This window comes from Burkholderia arboris (assembly GCF_902499125.1).
In the GTDB taxonomy this organism is placed as follows: domain Bacteria; phylum Pseudomonadota; class Gammaproteobacteria; order Burkholderiales; family Burkholderiaceae; genus Burkholderia; species Burkholderia arboris.
The window spans coordinates 1-21,252 of the sequence record NZ_CABVPX010000049.1 but is presented as its reverse complement, the minus strand read 5'-3'; the positions used below and the strand labels follow the sequence as shown (position 1 = coordinate 21,252).

The 21,252-nt window shown below is 66.1% G+C and carries 25 protein-coding genes and 1 pseudogene; 12 read left to right on the top strand and 14 right to left on the bottom strand.

Annotation, left to right across the window (positions count from 1 at the left end; all coding sequences use genetic code 11):
- Positions 1-16: 16 nt before the first annotated feature.
- The 4 genes from BLA15945_RS35585 to BLA15945_RS35570 form a co-directional block, all read right to left on the bottom strand.
- On the bottom strand, positions 17-340 hold the full coding sequence (locus BLA15945_RS35585) for a RebB family R body protein (RefSeq protein ID WP_059242019.1): 324 nt from the start codon (positions 338-340) through the stop codon (positions 17-19).
- Positions 341-563: 223 nt separating this feature from the next.
- Positions 564-923 (bottom strand): RebB family R body protein, encoded by a 360-nt coding sequence (locus BLA15945_RS35580; RefSeq protein WP_059242022.1) that lies wholly within the window; start codon positions 921-923, stop codon positions 564-566.
- A gap of 190 nt (positions 924-1,113) precedes the next feature.
- A complete protein-coding gene (locus BLA15945_RS35575; RefSeq protein WP_059242024.1) occupies positions 1,114-1,446 on the bottom strand; it encodes a RebB family R body protein in 333 nt (110 codons plus the stop codon).
- A gap of 80 nt (positions 1,447-1,526) precedes the next feature.
- Positions 1,527-2,168: a hypothetical protein gene (locus tag BLA15945_RS35570; protein WP_174994554.1), complete on the bottom strand. Its 642-nt coding sequence runs from the start codon at positions 2,166-2,168 to the stop codon at positions 1,527-1,529.
- A gap of 585 nt (positions 2,169-2,753) precedes the next feature.
- Between BLA15945_RS35570 and BLA15945_RS35565 the strand changes: the two genes are divergently transcribed.
- Together BLA15945_RS35565 and trpS are read left to right on the top strand one after the other, a co-directional pair.
- On the top strand, positions 2,754-2,909 hold the full coding sequence (locus BLA15945_RS35565) for a hypothetical protein (protein ID WP_174994553.1): 156 nt from the start codon (positions 2,754-2,756) through the stop codon (positions 2,907-2,909).
- Between the two features lie 209 nt (positions 2,910-3,118).
- A complete protein-coding gene (trpS, locus tag BLA15945_RS35560; protein ID WP_059242035.1) occupies positions 3,119-4,132 on the top strand; it encodes a tryptophan--tRNA ligase in 1,014 nt (337 codons plus the stop codon).
- Between the two features lie 9 nt (positions 4,133-4,141).
- On the opposite strand, the gene BLA15945_RS35555 is transcribed toward trpS, so the two are convergent.
- Together BLA15945_RS35555 and BLA15945_RS35550 are read right to left on the bottom strand one after the other, a co-directional pair.
- Complete coding sequence (locus tag BLA15945_RS35555) at positions 4,142-4,555, bottom strand: VOC family protein (protein WP_059242037.1); 414 nt, start codon at positions 4,553-4,555, stop codon at positions 4,142-4,144.
- A 232-nt stretch (positions 4,556-4,787) separates the two neighbouring features.
- Complete coding sequence (locus BLA15945_RS35550) at positions 4,788-5,102, bottom strand: antibiotic biosynthesis monooxygenase family protein (RefSeq protein WP_059242039.1); 315 nt, start codon at positions 5,100-5,102, stop codon at positions 4,788-4,790.
- A gap of 163 nt (positions 5,103-5,265) precedes the next feature.
- On the opposite strand from BLA15945_RS35550, the gene BLA15945_RS35545 reads away from it, so the two are divergent.
- Positions 5,266-5,403, top strand: coding sequence for a hypothetical protein (locus BLA15945_RS35545; RefSeq protein WP_174994552.1), 138 nt, complete (start codon positions 5,266-5,268; stop codon positions 5,401-5,403).
- 155 nt (positions 5,404-5,558) lie between these two features.
- Here BLA15945_RS35545 and BLA15945_RS35540 read toward each other — a convergent pair whose 3' ends face one another.
- A complete protein-coding gene (locus BLA15945_RS35540) occupies positions 5,559-5,930 on the bottom strand; it encodes a winged helix-turn-helix transcriptional regulator (RefSeq protein WP_059242041.1) in 372 nt (123 codons plus the stop codon).
- Positions 5,931-6,093: 163 nt separating this feature from the next.
- On the opposite strand from BLA15945_RS35540, the gene BLA15945_RS35535 reads away from it, so the two are divergent.
- The 3 genes from BLA15945_RS35535 to BLA15945_RS35525 all read left to right on the top strand — a co-directional run bounded on the left by BLA15945_RS35535 (position 6,094) and on the right by BLA15945_RS35525 (position 8,851).
- Positions 6,094-6,936, top strand: coding sequence for an alpha/beta fold hydrolase (locus BLA15945_RS35535; RefSeq protein WP_174994551.1), 843 nt, complete (start codon positions 6,094-6,096; stop codon positions 6,934-6,936).
- Between the two features lie 30 nt (positions 6,937-6,966).
- Positions 6,967-8,079 carry an NADH:flavin oxidoreductase gene (locus BLA15945_RS35530; protein WP_059242505.1) on the top strand — a complete coding sequence of 371 codons (1,113 nt, stop codon included), beginning with the start codon at positions 6,967-6,969 and terminating at the stop codon, positions 8,077-8,079.
- Between the two features lie 331 nt (positions 8,080-8,410).
- Positions 8,411-8,851: a nuclear transport factor 2 family protein gene (locus BLA15945_RS35525; protein WP_059242043.1), complete on the top strand. Its 441-nt coding sequence runs from the start codon at positions 8,411-8,413 to the stop codon at positions 8,849-8,851.
- Between the two features lie 17 nt (positions 8,852-8,868).
- On the opposite strand, the gene BLA15945_RS35520 is transcribed toward BLA15945_RS35525, so the two are convergent.
- The 5 genes from BLA15945_RS35520 to BLA15945_RS35500 form a co-directional block, all read right to left on the bottom strand.
- Positions 8,869-9,255, bottom strand: coding sequence for a VOC family protein (locus BLA15945_RS35520; RefSeq protein WP_059242045.1), 387 nt, complete (start codon positions 9,253-9,255; stop codon positions 8,869-8,871).
- Between the two features lie 36 nt (positions 9,256-9,291).
- Positions 9,292-9,885, bottom strand: coding sequence for an SMI1/KNR4 family protein (locus BLA15945_RS35515; protein WP_059242047.1), 594 nt, complete (start codon positions 9,883-9,885; stop codon positions 9,292-9,294).
- Between the two features lie 86 nt (positions 9,886-9,971).
- A complete protein-coding gene (locus BLA15945_RS35510; protein WP_174994550.1) occupies positions 9,972-10,892 on the bottom strand; it encodes a bestrophin family protein in 921 nt (306 codons plus the stop codon).
- A 163-nt stretch (positions 10,893-11,055) separates the two neighbouring features.
- Positions 11,056-12,063: a cytochrome d ubiquinol oxidase subunit II gene (gene cydB, locus BLA15945_RS35505; protein WP_059242052.1), complete on the bottom strand. Its 1,008-nt coding sequence runs from the start codon at positions 12,061-12,063 to the stop codon at positions 11,056-11,058.
- A gap of 3 nt (positions 12,064-12,066) precedes the next feature.
- Positions 12,067-13,467, bottom strand: a complete 1,401-nt coding sequence (locus BLA15945_RS35500) for a cytochrome ubiquinol oxidase subunit I (RefSeq protein WP_059242054.1) — start codon at positions 13,465-13,467, stop codon at positions 12,067-12,069.
- Positions 13,468-13,889: 422 nt separating this feature from the next.
- On the opposite strand from BLA15945_RS35500, the gene fdhD reads away from it, so the two are divergent.
- The 5 genes from fdhD to moaD all read left to right on the top strand — a co-directional run bounded on the left by fdhD (position 13,890) and on the right by moaD (position 18,234).
- On the top strand, positions 13,890-14,762 hold the full coding sequence (gene fdhD / locus BLA15945_RS35495; protein ID WP_174994549.1) for a formate dehydrogenase accessory sulfurtransferase FdhD: 873 nt from the start codon (positions 13,890-13,892) through the stop codon (positions 14,760-14,762).
- A complete protein-coding gene (locus BLA15945_RS35490) occupies positions 14,759-15,973 on the top strand; it encodes a molybdopterin molybdotransferase MoeA (RefSeq protein WP_174994548.1) in 1,215 nt (404 codons plus the stop codon). Before fdhD ends, BLA15945_RS35490 begins: the two co-directional genes overlap by 4 nt.
- 208 nt (positions 15,974-16,181) lie before the next feature.
- Complete coding sequence (moaA, locus tag BLA15945_RS35485) at positions 16,182-17,306, top strand: GTP 3',8-cyclase MoaA (RefSeq protein ID WP_059242060.1); 1,125 nt, start codon at positions 16,182-16,184, stop codon at positions 17,304-17,306.
- Positions 17,307-17,354: 48 nt separating this feature from the next.
- Entirely contained in the window at positions 17,355-17,924 is a 570-nt protein-coding gene (locus BLA15945_RS35480) for a molybdenum cofactor biosynthesis protein MoaE (RefSeq protein ID WP_174994547.1), read from the top strand.
- A 52-nt stretch (positions 17,925-17,976) separates the two neighbouring features.
- Positions 17,977-18,234: a molybdopterin converting factor subunit 1 gene (gene moaD, locus BLA15945_RS35475; RefSeq protein ID WP_059242064.1), complete on the top strand. Its 258-nt coding sequence runs from the start codon at positions 17,977-17,979 to the stop codon at positions 18,232-18,234.
- Between the two features lie 92 nt (positions 18,235-18,326).
- On the opposite strand, the pseudogene BLA15945_RS35470 reads toward moaD, so the two are convergent.
- Positions 18,327-18,863: pseudogene (locus BLA15945_RS35470) on the bottom strand (TetR/AcrR family transcriptional regulator C-terminal domain-containing protein); the annotation flags it as partial.
- A gap of 66 nt (positions 18,864-18,929) precedes the next feature.
- Here BLA15945_RS35470 and BLA15945_RS35465 point away from each other — a divergent pair.
- The gene (locus tag BLA15945_RS35465) at positions 18,930-20,468 is read left to right on the top strand and encodes an FAD-dependent monooxygenase (protein ID WP_174994546.1); all 1,539 of its coding nucleotides are present in this window, start codon (positions 18,930-18,932) and stop codon (positions 20,466-20,468) included.
- Positions 20,469-20,562: 94 nt separating this feature from the next.
- Here BLA15945_RS35465 and BLA15945_RS35460 read toward each other — a convergent pair.
- On the bottom strand, positions 20,563-21,252 hold a 690-nt coding region (locus BLA15945_RS35460), incomplete at its 5' end, for an aminotransferase-like domain-containing protein (protein ID WP_174994545.1).

Here is a 21,252-nt window from a genome sequence, read left to right as displayed (position 1 = left end):
CGGCGCGCGATGAAGGTCAACCGCGCCAGTGGCCGATGGCGTTCATCAACTGCGCGACGGCGGCCAGCTGGGACGCAAAGCTGTCGTTCGACGACCGCGCCGCGCTGGCCAGCGCCACCGGCGAGCCCGCATAGAGCTGCATGATGCCGACGGTCGTGGCGGCGAGGTTGGACGCCGCCTGGTTCGCCTGCATCTGCACCGCGTTGTGAAGCAGGATCGCGGACGCATGGCTGTTCGACTGCATGAGCGTGCCCAAGGCCACGGCGGGCGCCTCGCCCACCACCTTGACGTTGGCTTGCGTGACTGCATCGGTCATCGCAGGGGAAACCTGTTCCGGCATGTCGTTGCTCCTGGTTTGCTCGCCGCCGCGGCGCAGTCACGGCGAAAGCGTGGGTGAGTGGGTCGGTCGGCGATGCGTGCCGCACGGCGCAGTCGATGCGCGCCGCGATGCGCAGTCGATGCGCAGTCGATGCGCGCCGTCGCGGACGTCGACACGACATCAGGCGCCGGGCGGCGGCCACCGCGATCGGGGCCGCCGCCCGGCGTCGACGCCGGGTTACGCGTCAGGCGGCGAGCGCCTTGCCGAGCGCGAGCACGTCGGCCAGCACGGACAGCACGCCGTTCGAGCCGATTTCCGTGGCGGCCGCGCCGGCGCTCGCCGGCCCGAGCGTGTACAACTGCATCGTGCCGACGTTCGTCGAGGTCGGCAGCTGCACCGCGGACTGCGATTGCTGCTGCACGGCATTCTCGAACAGCACGCTGAGCGAATGGCTCTGGGCCTGGTACAGCGAACCCGTTGCCATCGCGGGCGCTTCGCCGACCACCTTGACGTTGGTCTGCGTGACCGCGTCGGTGATCGCGGCGTTGACCGCGCAGGTCTTGCAGTTGCAGGGGTCTTTCGGGTCGTTTGCGTCGTTTGCCATCGTATTTCTCCTGGTTCGCGAAAGGGCGCCGCATCGAATCGGCTTCGCCCGTTCTGTCGGTTGCTCCGGAACACCGCGCGGCACCGCGGGTCGGGCGCCGGCGGCCATGCTGCGGATCCGTGGCACGGCGGCGGCATTGGCGGCTCGTGCCGCTAGCGCCGCCGCTCAACCACGGCGTCGCGACGACGCCTTACGGCCGCACTGCCTTCCCGATCGCGATCACGTCGGCCAGAATGGAAATGATCCCGTTCGCACCGATTTCCGTGGCGGCCGCGCCCGCGCTTTCCGGCCCGATCGTGTAGAGCTGCATCGTCCCCACGTTCGTCGACGTTTGCGACTGGATCGCGGCCTGCGACTGCTGCTGCACCGCGTTTTCGAACAGGATGCTGAGCGAATGGCTCTGGGCCTGGTACAGCGAGCCCATCGCCATTGCCGGCGCTTCCGCGACCACCTTGACGTTGACCTGTGTGACCGCATCGGTAATCGCGGGATTGACCTGGCACACTTGACACGTATCAGCCATTTGTTGCTCCTTGGTTCACGTAGTTGAGAGGTCGCACATCGGGGCCGGCCGGTTTCGCGTTCGGCCGCATGACCCGCGTGCTACTCCATGGACGCTTGGCCGGGGATATCGTGAACGCCGGCGGTAGCGGCAGCGGTCGATTCGGACAGCTCGACCGGACCGGCGCCGATGCTTTGCAACCGTTCCTCCATTGCGTCGAGCCGGATCGCGAGCCGTTCGGCGAGCGAGTCGACGTATTGCCGGAAGCATGCTTCGATTTCCTGGCGGATGAGGCCCGTCAGCTGTTCGCCGATCATCGCCAGCGCCTCGCGGGTGCTGTCCTGGAGCTCGGCCGCGCCGGATGCCTGCGCGTCGCCCTGCGGCTCGTGCGCGTCGAGTACGCCCGACACCTTCCGCTGTTCCGACGCCAGCATGCCGAGGGTCGTCTCGTTCTGCGCGTCGATCGTCTGCAGGATGCCGCGCATCTTCTCGTACGCCTTCTGCTGGTTGAGCTGCAGAAAATGCTTGATCTGTTCGCGCGCCTCATGCCGGGTCTTCAACTGCGGCAACGACGGGTTCGCGGCGTGCGCGTGCGTGGCCGGGCCGGTGGCCGACGCCTGCGGATTCCCGTGTCTGCCCGGCAGCCGCTCCACCAGCGCCTGTTCTTCGCCCGGCTCGAGGGGCCGTCCCAATCGCTTCTCCGCGAACTGCCGCAGCAGGGGGTCGAGTGCTTCGTGGCTCATCGCTCAGCCCTCCTCGATATCGGCTCGCGGCGCCAATGCGTGCGGTTCGGATTCGGATGGACGCCGCGCCACGGCGCCCTGATCGACGTGCTGCAATGGATATCGCATGGTGTTCTCCGGGAATGGGATGCGTGACGGCCTGGCCGAAAATTTCGGCAGGACCGCTGCAAGGACGAACCGTGCGACGTGCCTGTGAAGTCAGCCGTTGCTGCGGGCGGGCGGAGTGTGCAAGGTGTCCGATGTCGCCGACGTCCGGGCCGCGCGTGAAAGCGTGCATCGGCCGGACGATGCGCTGTTCGAGCGGACGGGAAGCAACGAGTGGTCGCGCCCGTTCCCGACAATTCTTGACTGTGTCCAAACCGCCGAACTGGTAGGATGCCGGTCGCCTCGATGCGGGCGGCAAGCGGCCGGACACTCAACCGCCCCCTTTTTCAAGGCCCCGCGACTGCTAAACTTTCGGTCGTGCCCTGACGATCCCGTGCACCGAACAGCCCTCCGGCCCCCGTAAAACCCGTCACACCTCGGCGTCGCCAAGCCCGACCCGTTGCAGCAACCGTTGGAGTGGCGCGCCCCGCGCCTGCAAGCATGAAGAAATCGAAGCAGCCCCCCCGTCCCTCGCACGACAAGGACCGCACGCCGCTCGCACGCGCCGGCGCGTTGCTGCTGATGGCCGGCCTGCTGTACCTGTTGTGGCCGTCGGCCGAAACCGCCTACCTCGCGATGGAGTCGGTGATCCGTTGACGCGCACGGCCTGCCGCACACTGCGCTATACTGGCGCGATGGAAACCCAACCCGCCTCGCCGATCGTGCATTGCTGGTGGCGCGCCTGACCCAGGCGGCCCGTTTCCTTTTGCATGTCCCAAACGTGATGCCGCCAGCCATGGCGGCATTTGCGTTTCTGCGCTGACATCATGGCTGGCGGCTTCGATAACCCGGAGCCAACGTCCACCATGACTCACCCGTCCCGCCCGATCATCCTCACCGGCGACCGCACGACCGGCCCGCTGCATCTCGGCCACTACATCGGCTCGCTGCGTGCACGCGTACAGATGCAGCACGAAGCAACGCAATTCCTGCTGCTCGCCGATACGCAGGCGCTGACCGACAACATGGGCCGCCGCCAGCGCGTCACCGAGAACGTGATCGAGGTCGCGCTCGACTATCTCGCGGTCGGCATCGACCCAGCGATCTCGACGATCGTCGTGCAGTCGCAGGTGCCCGAACTCGCCGAGCTGTCGCAATACCTGCTCAACCTCGTCACGGTCGCGCGCCTCGAACGCAATCCGACCATCAAGGAAGAGATCCGCCTGCGCGGGTTCGAACGCGATATCCCTGCCGGCTTCCTGACCTACCCGGTGAGCCAGGCAGCCGACATCACCGCGTTCAAGGCGACGCACGTGCCCGTCGGCGACGATCAGCTCCCGATGATCGAACAGACCAACGAACTCGTGCGCCGCTTCAACGCGACCGTCGAACAGCCCGTGCTGGTCGAATGCGAGGCGGTGCTGTCGTCGGTCACGCGGCTGCCGGGAATCGACGGCAAGGCGAAGATGAGCAAGTCGCTCGGCAACGCGATCACGCTCGGCTCGACGCCGGACGAGATCACGCAGGCCGTGAAGGACATGTACACCGATCCGAGCCACCTGCGCGTGAGCGATCCCGGCCAGGTCGAGGGCAATGTCGTGTTCACGTTCCTCGACGCATTCGAGCCGGACGTCGCAAAAGTCGACGAACTGAAGGCCCACTATCGCCGCGGCGGGCTCGGTGACAGCGTCGTCAAGCGCGTGCTGAACGAGCGGCTGCAGGCGCTGATCGAGCCGATCCGCACGCGCCGCCGCGAATTCGAAGCCGACAAGGCCGAGGTGATGGCGATCCTGAAACGCGGCACGCTGCACGCGCGGGACGTGGCGGGTGCGACGATCGCGGAGGTGAAGGGCGCAATGGGGCTCACGTACTTCGATTGAGCGGCGCCGTCATGGCCGCTCACGCTCCGGCGGAGCGGCATGACACACGGCCTCGATCCGGTTGCCGGCCGGATCGACAAGAAACGCCGCGTAGTAGTCGCCGTGGTAGTGCGGCCGCAATCCGGGATCGCCGTCGGACTGGCCGCCCGTGGACAGGCCGGCCTCGAAAAATGCTTGCACCTGCTCGCGCGTGGACGCCTTGAAACACCAGTGTCGCTTGTTCGTCCCGATTTCGGCGGGATCCAGATACACCGCCAGGAACGTCGATGCGATGTCGTTCGCGTTGCAACGTTCGCCATAACCGAGCGCAGTAGCCCGATCATAGACCTTGGTCGCGCCCAGCGCGGCCATGACGGCATCGTAGAAGGGGCGAGCCAGATCGATATCCGGGACACCGATCGACACGTGATCAAGCAGTTGCATGGGTTGGTCAACCGAGAATTGCACACCTGTGGGAACGTGCACGCGCCCGTCATACGAGGCTGCGCGGCTATCGCGCATTCCTCGGAAACAGGCGACGAGGACTCGATCGGCGAACCTCCTGCCCCCATGACGTCACCGCTCCGTATGAGAGCACGTGCTTTCAGCCGTCATTCTAAGCCGACCAACCCGGCCGGGAAAATCATCGATGTTTCCCGGCGATGGCTCAACGCACCTACTTGATGGATTGAACGACCTCGAAGCCCTCGAATTCCGGATGCCCGAGAAAGAGCGAGCGGCTGTCGTTCGACTCCCCTCGATGCGTGGCGTCGAAGGCTTTCGAATTTCTCCATGCCTCGAACGCCAGGTAATCCGTCCAGATCGTCTGGCTGGAATACAGAATGTGATCTTCCCTGCTCACCCCCTTCAGCAGATTGAACTCGATCGCGCCCGGAAGCTCTCTCAGATAAGTCTCGCGAGATGACCAGACATTTTCGAATGCCGCTTCGGATCCGAGTTTCACCTTGAAACGATTGACTGCGATGTACATGTCCAATGTTCCTCTTCCGTGGTGATGCAGGGATTATTTGCAACGGGTTGCACGTTGCGTGCGGATCGGAGTAATGCTTGCGCCGAGAATGATCGACTTGCCCGTCCATCAAGCTCCGATCGTTTCGATGCCTGAGACAGGCCAAGCCCCTCCCGGAGCCCTCATGAACCAGTCTCGCGGAATGTATATGTTGCGCGGAATGCGCGTGGCGGCACGGCGCTCATCACGAAGAACCGGCTTGATTTGCGAAGCGATCGACAAGGCGCTTCTTTGGCTTGATCAACTTGTTTCGCCAGAGTGATGAAATCATCAATTAATATGGTTTCCTTATCAAATCAGATTCTCATTCTCTCGGCGCACACTAGCCAGATCACAAGGCGAGGCGATGACGGAGGGTCGCGCCGAGTAACGAAGCCACCATCCGACGACCGACTTGATCGATCAAACCACCGATCGTCACGCGCCTTCCCGCTCGTCATAGGCTTGCCGGGCCTGTTCGATCTCGTCCAGATGGTTGATCGACCAATCGTAGACGGCGCCGAACGGCACCTGCAGCGTGCGCCCCAATTCGGTAATCGAGTATTCGACCGCAACCGGCGAAGCGTTGATCACTTCGCGCGCAATCAGGCCATTACGTTCGAGACGCCGCAGCGCCTGCGTGAGCGCCTTGTGCGTGACGCCCTCCAGACGCCGCTTGATCTCGTTGAAGCGTGTGGGCTTCTCCGAAAGCAGCGTGAGAATCATCACCGACCATTTATTGGCCACCTGATCGAAAAACGAGCGCGCGGCGCAGTCCGCAAAGAACACTGCGTCAACCTCACATGCCATCCCGGTATCCTCCTGTATATCTACGCACTTCGTGGTGCGTAATTGACCGTAGATATCCGACGTATACCATAGGTGTCACCTCAATCGCGCCGAGCCTTGAATCGCAAATGCGCTGCCGGCATACACGTCAGATTGCGTGGCTCGACACCTCGGAGAATGCGGAATGGAAGCAAGCCTGGGCAATGCATTGTCAGTCGATGGAGCCGGTTTCGCCGGCACTGCAATTGAATCCGCGGCACGTCTTTACTCAACGGATGCCGGCAGCGGCAAGAACGTGATGCTCCTGCACGGCTGGACCTGCGACGCCGGCGACTGGAGCGGGCAAGCCCCCTGCTTCGAGCACAAATATCGCACCGTGACCGTTGAACTACGCGGACATGGCAGGTCCGAGGTGATGCCGTCCGGCGCGTACTCTCCGGAGGATTACGTCGCCGACATCGAGTCGTTGATTGCGACGCGCTACGCTGGCGAACCGTTCATTCTGGTGGCGCATTCGATGGGCGGCCAGATTGCGGCCCGCCTCGCGGCGCGCCGGCCCGAGTTGGTCCGCGCCATCGTCTCGATTGACGGCGCACTCGGATTCTCCAACGAAGCCGCCGAAATCTTTGCGAAAACCGCAAACGACATGAACGGAGAAGATGCTCGCGGCGTAGTCGCGGCGTTTTTCCAACGTGTCTACGGCCCCGGGACCGATCCAGCTCACAAGCGCTTGCACGCCGACCGGCTTCAGTCGATGCCGCTGCACGTCATTCGCGAATCCTTCGCACCATTGTTCTTCGGCGCGGGTCAGGTGGGGATTGGCGAAGCGAGCGCACGGTTTTGCGCGGGCCTGACGGTGCCCGTCTACCACCTGTGCATCGATCCCGCGCAGGCCGATCGCATGCGTCCATGGTTCTCGCACCCGAAGTCGAAAGTGCAGGTGTGGTCTGACACAGGTCACTGGATCATGCAAGACCGCAAGGACGACGTGAACGCGGCCGTGACTTCGTGGATCGATTCGCTGTAGACCACGCCCCCTCCAAGCCCGGGAATGCCCATGCCGAATCTTGACGTCCTGTTCAGCCCCTATCGCCTGCATACGCTCGACTTGCCGAATCGCGTGGTGATGGCACCGATGACGCGATCGTTGTCGCCCGCCGGCGTGCCCACCGCCGACATGGCCGCTTACTACCGTCGCCGTGCCGAGCACGGCGTGGGTCTCATCATTACGGAAGCCGCCGGAATCGATCGTCCGGCCGCGCTGAACGAGCCGGATATGCCTCGCTTTCATGGCGAAACGGCGCTCGCCCACTGGAAAACGATCGTGGATGAGGTCCACGCAGCAGGCGGGCGTATCGCACCGCAACTCATGCATGTGGGCCAGAAACGCTCGAACGCGGCTTCCGGCTGGATACCGCCCGCGCCCTACGAAAGTCCTTCGGGTCTTGCCTTGACGGGGCAGCCAGCCGGCAAGCCGATGACCGATGCCGACGTCGCGCAAACCATCGACGCCTTCGCACGCGCGGCGGCCGACGCCGAAAGAACCGGATTCGACGCTGTTGAGTTGCACGGTGCGCACAACTACCTCATCAACCAGTTCTTCTCCGAGGATCTGAATCTGCGCAGCGATCCGTATGGCGGCTCGACACTTCTCGCGCGCTCGCGCTTTGCCATTGAAATCCTGAAGTCGATCCGCGCCGTCGTGAGCCGTGACTTCCCGGTCATTCTCCGCCTGTCGCAATGGAAGCCGAAGGATTTCAACGCACGTCTCGCGGCAACGCCCCAGATACTGGAACAGTGGCTGGGCGCGCTCGTCGACGCAGGCGCCGACGCCTTCCATCTCTCTCAACAGCAGTTCTGGCAGGCGGCTTTCCCGGAAGTCCATGCAGGGCTGAATCTGGCGGCCTGGGCAAAGAAGCTCACGGGCGTGACCGCCATTACCGTGGGCTCGGTTGGATTGACGCGTGACGTCTACGCATCGTTCGCCGGCCAGCGCGCGCAAACGGCATCGCTCGATGGCCTGCTGGAACGGCTGGCGCGTGACGAATTCGATCTTGTCGCAGTCGGACGCCCATTGCTTCAGGACGCAGCGTGGCTCGACAAGATCCGCGAGAACCGTCTCGAGGCCATTGCCGACTTCACGCCCGCGGCCTTCGCCACACTGAGCTAGCGTATTCCGTCACGCGAAGCGGCCTGCGGCTTCGCACGGGTGGAACATCGCCGCACGCGTGTGCCTGCCAACGGCCCGAGGCTGTCGCCGTCATCCGGCGGCAGTCTTGCATCGCCGCTATTCCGGCCCACTCACGACACGCTCGTTCACGTCGAGCCGCACGCGTCCCGCGCGTTTCACGTGTCGATATCGAGCATCACGACGACTTTCGTGCACGAACGCACCGGCAGCGTCCGATCAATTTCGCACCGGCTTCTTAGTCCACTCCGCCGATGTCGCGCCCTGGCGCACCCGCTATCGTTTCCCCGTCATCCACACAGTTCACGACACCATGACATCACAGGAAACGATCGACCGGCTGGACATCCAGGATCTGCTGACGCGTTACTGTCACGCAGTCGACCGCCGCGACTGGCCGGAATTCGAGCGCCTCTTCACCGCCAACGCGCGGCTGGACTACGCGGCGTTCGGCGGCCCGGTCGGCAGCCGCGCGGAGATCGCGTCCTACCTGGAACACATGACTTCGACGATGCGCGGCACGCAGCACACGATTTCGACGTCGCTGGTGATCGTCGACGGCGACGCCGCGACCGCGCGAACGGCCGGCCAGGTGATGATGGTGTCGGCCGACGAAGCCGGCGACGATCGCGTGTGCTTCGTCGGGCTGTGGTATCGCGACCTGCTGGTGCGGACCGAATGCGGGTGGCGCATCCAGAGCCGCATGCAGGAGCGCAGCTGGATGCACAACGCGCCGCCGGTTGCAGCGCGCTGAACGGCCCGCGCGGCGCGTTACTTCATCTGCATCAGCTGAATCAGGTTCCCGCACGTATCGTCGACGATCGCCACACGCACGGGCCCCGCATCCATCGGCGCCAGCGTGAACCGCACGCCGAGCGCCGTGAGCCGCGCGAATTCGCCGTCGAGATCGTCGACCTGGAACGACGCGGCAGCAATGCCGTCCTCGTACAACGCCTGCTTGTACGGCCCCACCGCGCGATGGTTGCTCGGCTCGAGCAGCAGTTCGGTGCCGTCCGGCTGATCCTTCGACACCACGGTCAGCCAGCGGAACTCGCCCACCGGCACGTTGTTCTTCAGCCTGAACCCGAGCTTGTCGGTATAGAACGTCAACGCCTTGTCCTGGTCGTCGACAAAGATACTCGTCACATAGATTCGCATTTCACGCTCTCCTGAAGCGGCGGCCAGCGCCCGCCTCTATTCTTCGTCGAAATCGATGACAAACGTATAACCCTCGTCGATCAGCTTGCGCAGGTAGCCGTCGAAGTCGTCGGCGATCACCGCGTAGCTGTCGGGGTCGTGCAGAAAGCGCACGACCTGCCCGACCTTGCCGCCGGGCGCCGGCTCGAAATCGATGTAGAGCTGCGACGTGCCGCCGTTGTTCATGCAATGCGAGAAGCACAGCCGCCGGCTCATCGGCAAGGCGATGTCGATGCGCGGATCGACGAGTTCGCCGTCGTGGTTCGCGTCGTCGCCGTAAATCCCGGCGATGCTGTCGCGGTACTTCGCGCTTTCGTCGAGCATCTGCGCGGCCGATAGCAGGTAGTAAGGATATTCGTAGACGTCCGAGCCCAGCGCGTACACGTTGATCGTCGTGTCGCCGTAGTCGCGCCAGTAGGTGCCGTCGAGCTTGCCGAGCAGTTCGAGCAGGCTGGCCGGGCACTGCGGATAGACGGCGCGCAGCGCATCGAGCTGCTCGGGCGTCGCGCCCGTGGCGGCGGCGAGCGCCGTGTTGTCGGCATCGGGCAGCGCGGCGCGCAGGCCGGCGAGGTAGGTATCGACGAGGGTCATCGCGAAGGGTCCTGAATCCGGGAAACGGGCAAGCGCCATTCTAGCGCCCGCCGCCGCGCATGACCGCCCGGCTTCGCGTCGATTGCTTACGTGATCTGGTACGTCGACGCCGGCACGAATTCCTCCGGCATCGGCCGGTCGCCGAGTTCGAGCACCGACCGCTCGATCGTGCGCGTCATCGCATCGAGCGCGAGGGCATTCGGCGCAAGACCGAACGGCTCGGCCACTTCGTTCGCAATCGCTTCGAGCGCGATCAGCGTGTACGAGATGAACACGCAGATCAGCGGCGTGAAGAACTCCGTCGAATCGACGAGCCCGAACGGCAGCAGCACGCAATACGCGTACACGGTGCGGTGCAGCAGTACGCTGTACGAGAACGGGATCGGCGTCGACAGGATGCGCTCGCAACCACCCACCGACTTGCCGAGCTCGTCGAGCTGGGTCTCGAACATCCAGCAGGTCGTGTCGCTGCCGGGCGCGCGGCCCAGCGCACGGACGATGCCGCCGCGCAGCTCGTCGAGGATCGCAACGGGCTTGAAGCATTTGCCGCCAAGCTCGACCGTGCGCGCCGCGCCGAGAATGCGCCGCAGGTCTTCGGTCGGATCGGTATGGCGCAGCTGATGCTTCAGCGCATACGTGAATGCGATCAGCAGATCGGCGAGCCGGTTGCGCTCGGCATCGCTGACGCCGTCGGGCAGGTAGCGATTCAGTTGCGACGTCACGGTGCGCGCGGCGATCAGCAGGTTGCCCCACAAATGCCGCGCTTCCTTGAAGCGCTCGAAGCTCGCGTTGTTGCGAAACGCGAGGAAGATCGCGAGCGCGAGCCCGAACAGCGTGAACGGCGCGGTGTTGAGCGGAATCTTCTCGCCGAAGATGCGCCCGTTCGTGAAGACCGCCAGCGTGCTGACGATCGCCATGAACACGAGCTGCGGAATGATCGATTGCAGCACGGAGCCATTCCATACGAACAGCATCCTGAGCCAGTTTTGTCGTGGTCTGACGATCATGATGTTTTCTCGACTGCCAAATGAATGCGCTGCGCGGCACGCCTGCGCCCGATGCGCAACGGCCCGCGCGTGGCGGGCCGCTGTCGGTCGGGTGCCGTGCCGGAGGCGCGCTGCGCGTGATGATACGCCCGCGCATGCCGCGCCCCGTCACATCGCTTGCCGCTCAGTGATAGCCGATGTCGCCCTCCCGCACCTTGCCGCGGAACACGCGGTACTGCATCGCGTTGTACACGAGGATGATCGGCAGCACGATCACGGTGCCGACGAGCGCGAACAGCTGGCTCGAATGGCTCGACGACGCATCCCAGATCGTCAGCGACGGCGGCACGATGTTCGGCCAGATGCTGATCACGAGCCCCGTGTAGCCGAGGAACACGAGGGCGAGCGTCAGCAGGAACGGCGTGGCTTCATGTGCGCGCTTCACCGTGTGGAAGATGCCCCACACGCAGGCGACGACGAGGATCGGCACCGGCAGGAACCAGCCGAGGTTGCCGCTGCCGAACCAGCGGTGCGCGACGGCCGGCAGCCCGATCACGGTCCACAGGCTCACCACGCCCATCACGGCAAGCAGCACGCCCGCGAGCGGCTTCATCAGCAGCCGCATCTTGCGCTGCAGTTCGCCGTCGACCTTCAGAATCAGCCAGCCGCAGCCGAGCGTCGCATACGTGACGAGCACGCCGATCCCGCAGAGCAGGCTGAATGGCGACAGCCAGTCGAACGGCCCGCCCGCGAACTGGTTGTTCTCGATCTTGATGCCCTGCAGCAGCGAACCGAGCACGATCCCCTGGCAGAACGCGGCGAGCGCCGAGCCGCCGATGAACGCGAGATCCCACATGTGCTGCGTGCGGGTGGCCTTCGCGCGCAATTCGAACGCTGCACCGCGGAAGATCAGGCCGACCAGCATCAGCACCAGCGGCAGGTAGTTCGCGGGCAGCAGCGTCGAATACACGACCGGGAACGCGCCGTAGAGGCCCGCGCCGCCGAGCACGAGGAACGTTTCGTTGCCGTCCCATACCGGCGCGACGGTGTCGAGCATCACCTGGCGCTCGGCCTTCGCATCGAAGAACGGAAACAGCAGGCCGATGCCGAGATCGAAGCCGTCCAGCATCACGTAGATGAATACGCCGAGGCCGATGATCGCGGCCCATACGACAGGAAGATCGATGTGCATGGCTTACTCCGCTTCGGTGACGTTCAGCGGCGTGGACAGCGCGCTCTTGCGCAGCCCCGGATGCCGGTGCAGCTCGATGTACCCGGCCTGGGCAGCTGGCCCGCGCCTCATCAGTTTCATCATGTAGTAGATACCCGTCCCGAATACCAGGAAATAGACGACCACGAAGATCAGCAGCGACACGCCGACCTGCTGCGCGCTGAGCGGCGCGACCGAATCGATGGTGCGCAGCACGCCATAGACGGTCCACGGCTGACGCCCGACCTCGGTCGTGATCCAGCCGGCCAGCAGCGCGACGATGCCCGACGGCCCCATCGCCACCACGAACCACTGGAACCAGCGCGTTTCATAGAGGCGTCCGCCCTTTCTCAGCAGCAGCCCGAGCAGCGCGGTGAGCAGCATCAGCATCCCGAGGCCGGCCATGATCCGGAACGTCCAGAAGATGATCGGCGAATACGGGCGGTCCTGCGGCGGGAATTCCTTCAGCCCGCGGATCTCGCCGTCCCAGCTGTGCGTAAGGATCAGGCTGCCGAGGTGCGGCACCTGGATCGCATAGCGCGTGGTTTCGGCCTGCATGTCGGGCAGCCCGAAGAGGTTCAGTGCGGTGCCGCCCTTCTCGGTTTCCCACAGCCCCTCGATCGCCGCGATCTTCGCCGGCTGGTATTCGCGCGTGTTCAGGCCGTGCGCATCGCCGACGACGATCTGGATCGGCGCGAGCACCAGCAGCATCCACAGCGCCATCGAGAAGCTGCGTTTCACCGGCTCGTCGCGGCGCCCCTTCAGCAGGTGCCATGCGCCGCATGCGGCGACGATGAAGCCCGCGACGATGAACGCCGCGATCGTCATGTGCACGAGACGGTACGGGAACGACGGGTTGAAGACGATCTTGAACCAGTCGACCGGCACGACGAGGCCGTTCTCGATCTTGTAGCCCTGCGGGGTCTGCATGAAGCTGTTCGACGCGAGGATCCAGAACGTCGAGATCAGCGTGCCGACCGCGACCATCAGCGTTGCGAAGAAATGCGCGCGCGGGCTGACGCGTTGCCAGCCGAACAGCATCACGCCGAGGAAGCCGGCCTCGAGGAAGAACGCCGTCAGTACTTCATACGTAAGCAGCGGCCCCGTGATGTTGCCCGCGACGCGCGAGAAGCCGGCCCAGTTGGTGCCGAACTCGTACGCCATCACGACGCCGGAGACCACCCCCATCCCGAAGCCGATCGCGAAGATCTTCGACCAGAACTGAAACATGGATTTGTAGGCGGCGTCGCCGGTGACGAGATACCGCCACTCCAGCACCGCCAGGAAGCTCGCCATGCCGATGCTGATCGCGGGAAACACGATGTGGAACGACACCGTGAATGCGAATTGCAATCGGGCGAGATGGAACGCATCGAAGATTTCCATGACCGTAATTTGCTCGTGATTGTGAGGACGTACGCCCGAAGCAGGAAATCGCGCGACGGCTTGGCGACAACACATGCGAACACAAACGGTCACTCGCATGGCATCGAAGCGTGAATGACGATATCGCGTTTGCAACGATACTCGCAATCACTCGAACGTGCGCCGAAACTGTGCTGCTTCCGCCGCCGAAGATGTGTGTACGGAAAACACATTTCGTGCCCGCGGGATGGTCAGCTGTACTGCTTTCCGCGTTGCGGTGCTGTGCCTCCGGCGCGCTGTTCACTCCACTTAACATGTTATGCAACGCCTGCCCGGGGCGGTAGTGCGCCCTGCGGCACCCGTCCGGCAGCTTCGATTCCCGTGGTTCGGCCAATGCGCCGAGCCCGGCCGGTCCGCCGGCCGCCCCGCCTGGAGAAAAACGCATGGAGTCCTGCACCCGACTCGACGATCCGACCGGCAGCACCGCGTGTCATGTGACGCGTCATCGTGCCGGCGACGTGCGCGACACCATCGATCGCGTCGTCGAAGAAACGCCGGTCGCACTCGTATTCAACGGCATCTCGCACACGGTCATGATGGCCACGCCGATCGACCTCGATACGTTCGGTCTCGGCTTCGCGCTGAGCGAAGGCATCGTCGAGCGCGCGTCCGACGTGTTCGACATCGAAAGCGAATGCCGGCCCGGCAGCGCCGAAGTGCGGCTCACCGTGTCGCAGCAGGCATTCATGGCGCTGAAGGCGCACCGCCGCGCGCTGGCCGGCCGCACGGGCTGCGGCGTCTGCGGGATCGAAAGCATCGCGCAGCTCGACCTGCACCCGCCGCGCATCGCGGCCGCCGGCGCGGCTGCCGGCATCGGCGCCGACGCGATCGCCCGCGCCGCGCGCGCACTGCCGGCCCGCCAGACGCTGATGCGCGAGACGGGCGGCATCCACGCGGCCGCGTGGTGCGACCGCGACGGCGCGGTGCTCGACGTGTTCGAGGACGTCGGCCGCCACAACGCGCTCGACAAGCTGATCGGGCATCTCGCGCGGCGGCGCGCCGACCCGGGCGCGGGCTTCGCGTTCCTGTCGAGCCGCGCGAGCTACGAGCTGGTGCGCAAGGCCGCGCGGGTCGGCATCCCGATGATCGCGACGATCTCGGCGCCGACGTCGCTCGCGATCGACGTCGCCCGCGAAGCCGGCGTGCGGCTGCTCGGCTTCTGCCGCAACGACGGCTTCGTCGAATACGTGTCGCCCGTCGCCGTTCACCCCGACCAACCGGCGCTTGCGCCCGAGCAAGCGACCCTCTCGTCATGAAACACCTGTTCGATTTCGATACCGCGCAGCAGCAATTCGCCGGCGCGTTCGCGCCGCTTGGGGCCCGCGCCACCCTGCTGGTCGCCGAAGCGGCCGGCCACGTGCTGGCCGCACCGCTGACCGCCGTGCTCGACCAGCCGCCGGCCGACCAGAGCGCGATGGACGGCTATGCGGTGCGTTACGCGGATCTCGCGCAGGGCGAGCCGCTGCACGTCGCGCAACGCTGCTATGCAGGCGATACGCCGGCGCCGCTGGCCCCGCGCACGGCCGCGCGCATCTTTACCGGCAGCCTGATTCCGCCCGGCGCGGACACCGTCGTGATGCAGGAGCATGCACGCGAACAGGACGGTTGGGTCGCGTTCGACGCACCGCAGCGCTGCGGGTCGCATATCCGCCGGCGCGGCGAGGAAGTGCGCGCGGGCGACCTGCTGGTGCCGGCCGGCGTGCGGATCGGCGCGATGCACGTCGGCGTAGCCGCCGCGCAAGGGTTCGCACGCGTCGACATAAGCCCGTCGCTGCGGGTCGGCATCCTGACGACCGGCGACGAACTCGTCGCGTGCGGCCAGCCGCGTGCGCCGCAGCAGATCTACAACAGCAATGCGCCAATGCTCGCCGCACTGGTTGAAGGAACCGGCGCCGGCGTCGCGATGCGCCTGCACGCGGCCGATACGGCGCCGGCCGTCGATCGTGCGCTGCGCGACCTGCATGCGCACTGCGACCTGGTGATCTGCGTCGGCGGCGCTTCGGTCGGCGACAAGGATCTGCTGCGCCCCGCGCTGACCGCGCTCGGCGCGTCGTTCATCGTCACCGGCGTGCGGATGAAACCCGGCAAGCCGGTCGCGCTCGCGCGGCTCGACACGCGCCCCGTGGTGCTGCTGCCCGGCAATCCGGGGGCCGCGATGACGGCGTTCGCGCTGTTCGTCGCACCGCTGATCCGCCGCCTGCAGGGGCGCGACGCATGCCGGCCGGCCGTGCCGTCGCTGCCGATCGACACCGGCTTCGAACCCGATGCGCAACGCGAACGCTTCGTGCGCGTGCGTTGCACGGTCGGCGCCGGTGGTGCGCCCGTGCTCGACACGCTGCGCCAGCAAGGCGCCGGCACGCTGCAGTCGCTGGTGCAGGCCAGCGGGCTTGCGCGGCTGCCCGCCGGGCGCGCGATCGCGCGCGGCGACGCAGTTCCGTATTACGAATTCGCGCACTGGCTCGCATGAGCACGACGCCTGACACCCGCCCGATGCAGCGCAATCGCGGCACGTGTCGCGCCTTCCGCCCGGCGAACTGTATTCCTGCAATTCGGGCGCGATTGTGTCTCTGCCGGAAAAAACCGGCGGACTATGCTCACGATGAGGCTCGTCACGACCTGTGCGCCGACACGTCGGCACACGCACGGCCGGCCGGCGATGCCCCTCCGCTTACTTCATGCAGGCCGACGACCCGATCGTGAATGCCATCGTTTCCGCCGCGCCGGCCGCCGCCGTTTCATCCGGCGGCGCATCGCCCGGCGCCTTCCCCCGCACGTCCGACACGCTCGGCCGCCCGCTGCGCGACCTGCGTCTGTCCGTCATCGATCAGTGCAATTTCCGCTGCGGCTACTGCATGCCGCGCGAAAGCTTCGGCGCCGACTACGCGTTCATGCCGTCGTCCGAACGATTGTCGTTCGCGCAACTGGAAAAGATCGCACGCGCCTTTACGTCGCTCGGCGTCGAAAAGATCCGCATCACGGGCGGCGAGCCGCTGCTGCGCCGCCACCTCGAAGCGCTGATCGAGCGGCTGGCCGCGCTGACGACCGTCGACGGCAAACCCGTCGAAATCGCGCTGACGACCAACGGTTCGCTGCTCGCCGCGAAGGCACGCACGTTGCGCGATGCAGGGCTGTCGCGCGTGACCGTGAGCCTCGATGCGCTCGACGATGCGGTATTCCGCCGGATGAGCGACGCCGACGTGCCCGTGTCGCGCGTGCTGGCCGGCATCGAGGCCGCGCACGCGGCCGGGCTCGCACCCGTCAAGGTCAACGCAGTGATCGAGCGCGGCGTGAACGACGACCAGATCCTGCCGCTCGTGCGTCACTTCCGGCAGTCCGGCGTGGCCGTGCGCTTCATCGAATACATGGATGTCGGCGGCGCGAGCTTCTGGTCCGGCGACAAGGTCGTGCCGGCCGCGCGAATGCGTGAGCTGATCGACGAGCACTACCCGCTCGTACTCGTCGGCGAACCGGGGCACGACGCCACCGCGATCCGTTGCGCGCACATCGACGGCGCCGGCGAAGTCGGCTTCATCGCGAGCGTGTCGCATCCGTTCTGCGGCACCTGCTCGCGGGCGCGCGTGTCGGCCGACGGGCAGCTCTATACGTGCCTGTTCGCGACGCAAGGCACCGACCTGCGGCCGTGGCTCGACGACGCCGCTTCGACCGGCGACCTCGCAGCGGCCGTCCGCGCGCGCTGGACGCAACGCGACGACCGCTATTCCGAGCGCCGGGCCGCACGGCCGGCCCGCGCGCCGGGCAAGACCTATCCGACCGTGCGCATGTCGCTCGTCGGCGGCTGACGGGCCGCCGCGCGACACCGGATGCGCCGCCCCCATGGAGAACCTGTCATGACGACCTTCACCGAATCCCGCGCCGGGCTGCCGGACGATCCGCTGCGTGCCGGCAGCCCGCCTTCCGTCGACGCGACCGACCCGCACACCGAACCGGCGCCCTCGATTGCGGCCGGCTTCGAAGTGCGCGTCCAGTACGCGCCGATCGATGCCGGTGCCGAGCTCGCGCCGATCGTTCGTAATCCGAATGTCGGTGCGGTCGTGAATTTCCTCGGCGTCGTGCGCAAGGAAGGCGACGTCGACGACGTCGTCGCGCTGGAAGTCGAGCACTACCCGACGATGACCGAGCAGGCGCTCTGGAGCATCGTCGAGGAAGCCAGCGCGCGCTGGCGGCTCGAATCGGCCAAGATCGTGCACCGCGTGGGCCGCATCCCGCTCGGTCAGGCCGTCGTGCTGGTCGTGGTGGCCGCTGCGCATCGCGCCTCTGCATTCGATGCCTGCGAGTTCCTGATGGATTTCCTGAAGACCCATGCGCCGTTCTGGAAGAAGGAAATCCGGCACGACGGCGAATCCGGCTGGGTCGAGGCGAAAGCGCACGACGACCAGGCAATGCGGCGCTGGGGCTGACCGCGTCCGCTTCGCGGTTTCCGATTCCGCCGCTTCCGTTCAAGACATCGCGATGAAACTGACCATCAAATACTTTGCAAGCATCCGCGAGCAACTCGACACCGACGAAGAAACCGTCGAGGTCGATGCGCGCGAACTCACCGTCGATGCGCTGCGCAGCACGCTGGCCGCGCGCGACGCACGCAGCGCGGAAGCGCTGCGGATGGACCGCCCCGTGCGGGCGGCCGTGAACCTCGAGATGGTGACCGGGGAGTTCGTCGTGCGGGAGGACAGCGAGGTCGCGTTCTTTCCGCCGGTAACGGGCGGGTAACGCACCCCGACGCAAGGGAACGCGCGGCCCACCCGCCGGCGCAAGCCGTCCACGATCAGGCCGAGCCCGAATTCGAACGCCACACCGGGGTCGATCGGCGCCAGCGTCGCCCCGTTCGTCCGCGGCCGGTCGTCGGCCGCCTCGCGCCGCGCCGGCTCCTCCGCCCCGCCCCCCTGCGCGGCCTGCTGCTCCAGCACGCAGCCGATCGTGAACTGGCCTGCAGCCAGCATCGCCATCCCGGCCTCCTGCTCCGTCAGGCCGGCGCGTACCAGGTACGCGATTTTCGGCCTGATCCGCTCGACGGCATCGGGGCCCGGCGTCGAACCCGCATGCAGCCGCGCACCGTCCCGATACGCGAGCAATGCGCGGCGAAAGCTGCGCGCGTTGTCGGCGAACCACGCGTCCCACTGCGCGATGCCGGCCGGCACGTCGAGCGTGTGATGCCGCGCCAGCGCGACGGCAGCCATTTCCGCCAGCAGCACCGACTTGTCGCGGTAATGCCAGTAAAGCGCCGCCGACTCGACCCCGAGCCGCTGCGCAAGGCGCCGGGTCGTCAGCGCATCAAGCCCCTGTTCGTCGAGCAGCGCGAGCGCCGCATCCACGATTTCGTCACGTCGTATCTTCGCCATGCTTGATCTTCTCTATCGATGATAGATAAACTTATCACCGATAAATTTTACGCGAAGGTGTGCCCGATGCCTACCTCTGTCACTACGACGCCGGTGCTGATCGCCGGCGGCGGGCTGGTCGGACTGTCCGCAGCCCTGTTCCTGCAGCGCCTCGATGTTCCGTTCATCCTGGTCGAGAAAAACACGGGCGTGTCATCGCTGCCCCGCGCACGCGGCATTCATCTGCGGACGATGGAACTGTTCCGTCAGGCCGGCGTGGAAGACGCCGTCACGGACGCAGCGGCCGGTGCGTGGCGGCAGGGTGCGTTCGGCGGGGCGCGTCGCGGGCGCACGCTGGTCGATGCGCAACCGGTCATCGACATCGCGGCCATGCAATCGAAGCTGGCCGCGATCGCGCCGTCGCCGTCGCGCTTCACCGCGTGCCCGCAGACGCTGATCGAGCCCGTACTGCGCCGGCATGTCGAAGCGCGCGGCGGCGATGTCCGCTTCGGCCACACGCTCGTGTCGTTCAGCATGACCGGCGACACCGTCCTTGCCACCGTGCGCGGCCCGGACGGCGTGGAAGCCGGGATCGAGGCCGCCTGGCTCGTCGGCGCCGACGGCGGTGGCAGCTTCGTGCGCCGGCATCTCGGCATCGATACGGTCGATACGCCGGCACCGCAGCATTTCGTCAACATCTTCTTCCATGCGGATCTTGGCCGGACCGTGCAGGGCCGCACGTTCAGCCAGTGCGAGGTCGCGAACGCGACCGTGCGCGGCCTGTTCCTTGCCATGGACAACGCCGACAAATGGTCATTCCATCTCGAGTACGACCCCGTGCAAGGGCCGCCGCCCGACCACGCCCTGCCCGGCCTCGTGCGCGCCGCGATCGGTCTGGACGACCTCGGCATCGACATCCGGAGCCACGGCACGTGGAACACCGGCGTGCGCGTCGCGACGCGCTACCGGTCGGGCCGCGCGTTTCTGTGCGGCGACGCCGCGCACGTGATGCCGCCGTGGGGGGGATTCAACGCGACGACCGGCATCGCGGACGCGCACAATCTCGCGTGGAAGCTCGCCGCGACGCTGCGCGGCGACGCGGATGCGGCGCTGCTCGACAGCTACGATTCCGAGCGGCGGCCGCTGGCCGTGCGCAACGGGCATCAGGCGCTGCTGCGCAGCGACTTCTACGCGCGCTTCGGCATCGAGACCGATGCGAACCGGCACGTCTTCGCCGGATTGCTCGACACCGGCGACGTGCTGCTGCGTCATCGCTACCGGGAAGCCGGCGACGCACCGCCCGATTCCGTCGTGCAACTGCAGGCGCAAACCGGCACGCGCTTCCCGCATGCGTGGATCCGGCGCGATGGCCGGCAGATGTCGACACTCGACCTGTTCGGCAGCGGCTACGTGCTGCTCGCCGGCCCGGCCGCGCCGGTCGCCTCGTCGGGCCGCGCGAGCCTGAGCCGTGCGAACCCGGCCGTCCTGGTGGCCGGCAGGGACTTCGACTTCGTCGACGCCGCGACCGGCTGGCACGCGTCGACCGCGCTTCCCGACGACGGCCACGTGCTGGTCCGCCCCGACGGGTTCGTGCTGTACCGCTCGGACGAACCGCCGCGCGACTGATGGCGGTTGATGCGCAGCCAGCGACCACTCAAAAAGACAAAGCCGGCACCCGGCCGGCTTCGTCGTCCAAGCGCATGACACCGCACGCGCCCGCTCACCGCATGCACGCCGCGGCCAGCTTCCCGACCGTGATCACCGCCTGTTCGATCTCCGGCGACCACGGGCTGCTGTAGTTCAACCGGATGAAGTTCCGGTAGTTGTCGGTGATCGAGAACATGTAGCCGGGACCGATCGTGATGCCCTGCTCCAGCGCGAGCTGGTACAGCCGCATCGCATCGACCTGCGCGGGCAGCTCGACCCACAGCACGTACCCGCCCGCCGGGCTCGAGATGCGCGTGCCTTCCGGGAAGAACCGCGACACCATCGCACGCATCAGGTTCGCCTGCTGCGCATACGCCTTGCGCAAACGCCGCAGGTGATGCTCATAGCCGTCGCGCTCGAGAAACTCCGCGATCGCGAGTTGCGGCAGCGACGGCGTCGCCAGCGTGTTCAGGAACTTCAGCTTCTCGACCTGATCGCGATAGCGGCCCGGCAACGCCCAGCCGATCCGGTATGCGGCCGTCAGGCTCTTCGAGAACGACGAGCAATGCAGCACGATCCCGGTCCGGTCATAGGATTTCAGCGAACTCGGATGCGTATCGCCGAAATACAGTTCGTTGTACACGCCGTTCTCGATCAGCGGCATGCCCGTTTTCGTTGCGTACTCAACCAGCTCGCGCTTGCGCTCGTCGGGCATCTGGAAGCCGAGCGGGTTCTGGAAGTTCGGCATCACCATGCACGCGGC

Bases quoted from the DNA above. Each gene is read 5' to 3' on its own strand.
- BLA15945_RS35585 (WP_059242019.1), bottom strand. From the start codon at position 340: ATGCCGGAACAGGTTTCCCCTGCGATGACCGATGCAGTCACGCAAGCC.
- BLA15945_RS35580 (WP_059242022.1), bottom strand. From the start codon at position 923: ATGGCAAACGACGCAAACGACCCGAAAGACCCCTGCAACTGCAAGACC.
- BLA15945_RS35575 (WP_059242024.1), bottom strand. From the start codon at position 1,446: ATGGCTGATACGTGTCAAGTGTGCCAGGTCAATCCCGCGATTACCGAT.
- BLA15945_RS35570 (WP_174994554.1), bottom strand. From the start codon at position 2,168: ATGAGCCACGAAGCACTCGACCCCCTGCTGCGGCAGTTCGCGGAGAAG.
- BLA15945_RS35565 (WP_174994553.1), top strand. From the start codon at position 2,754: ATGAAGAAATCGAAGCAGCCCCCCCGTCCCTCGCACGACAAGGACCGC.
- trpS (WP_059242035.1), top strand. From the start codon at position 3,119: ATGACTCACCCGTCCCGCCCGATCATCCTCACCGGCGACCGCACGACC.
- BLA15945_RS35555 (WP_059242037.1), bottom strand. From the start codon at position 4,555: ATGCAACTGCTTGATCACGTGTCGATCGGTGTCCCGGATATCGATCTG.
- BLA15945_RS35550 (WP_059242039.1), bottom strand. From the start codon at position 5,102: ATGTACATCGCAGTCAATCGTTTCAAGGTGAAACTCGGATCCGAAGCG.
- BLA15945_RS35545 (WP_174994552.1), top strand. From the start codon at position 5,266: ATGAACCAGTCTCGCGGAATGTATATGTTGCGCGGAATGCGCGTGGCG.
- BLA15945_RS35540 (WP_059242041.1), bottom strand. From the start codon at position 5,930: ATGGCATGTGAGGTTGACGCAGTGTTCTTTGCGGACTGCGCCGCGCGC.
- BLA15945_RS35535 (WP_174994551.1), top strand. From the start codon at position 6,094: ATGGAAGCAAGCCTGGGCAATGCATTGTCAGTCGATGGAGCCGGTTTC.
- BLA15945_RS35530 (WP_059242505.1), top strand. From the start codon at position 6,967: ATGCCGAATCTTGACGTCCTGTTCAGCCCCTATCGCCTGCATACGCTC.
- BLA15945_RS35525 (WP_059242043.1), top strand. From the start codon at position 8,411: ATGACATCACAGGAAACGATCGACCGGCTGGACATCCAGGATCTGCTG.
- BLA15945_RS35520 (WP_059242045.1), bottom strand. From the start codon at position 9,255: ATGCGAATCTATGTGACGAGTATCTTTGTCGACGACCAGGACAAGGCG.
- BLA15945_RS35515 (WP_059242047.1), bottom strand. From the start codon at position 9,885: ATGACCCTCGTCGATACCTACCTCGCCGGCCTGCGCGCCGCGCTGCCC.
- BLA15945_RS35510 (WP_174994550.1), bottom strand. From the start codon at position 10,892: ATGATCGTCAGACCACGACAAAACTGGCTCAGGATGCTGTTCGTATGG.
- cydB (WP_059242052.1), bottom strand. From the start codon at position 12,063: ATGCACATCGATCTTCCTGTCGTATGGGCCGCGATCATCGGCCTCGGC.
- BLA15945_RS35500 (WP_059242054.1), bottom strand. From the start codon at position 13,467: ATGGAAATCTTCGATGCGTTCCATCTCGCCCGATTGCAATTCGCATTC.
- fdhD (WP_174994549.1), top strand. From the start codon at position 13,890: ATGGAGTCCTGCACCCGACTCGACGATCCGACCGGCAGCACCGCGTGT.
- BLA15945_RS35490 (WP_174994548.1), top strand. From the start codon at position 14,759: ATGAAACACCTGTTCGATTTCGATACCGCGCAGCAGCAATTCGCCGGC.
- moaA (WP_059242060.1), top strand. From the start codon at position 16,182: ATGCAGGCCGACGACCCGATCGTGAATGCCATCGTTTCCGCCGCGCCG.
- BLA15945_RS35480 (WP_174994547.1), top strand. From the start codon at position 17,355: ATGACGACCTTCACCGAATCCCGCGCCGGGCTGCCGGACGATCCGCTG.
- moaD (WP_059242064.1), top strand. From the start codon at position 17,977: ATGAAACTGACCATCAAATACTTTGCAAGCATCCGCGAGCAACTCGAC.
- BLA15945_RS35465 (WP_174994546.1), top strand. From the start codon at position 18,930: ATGCCTACCTCTGTCACTACGACGCCGGTGCTGATCGCCGGCGGCGGG.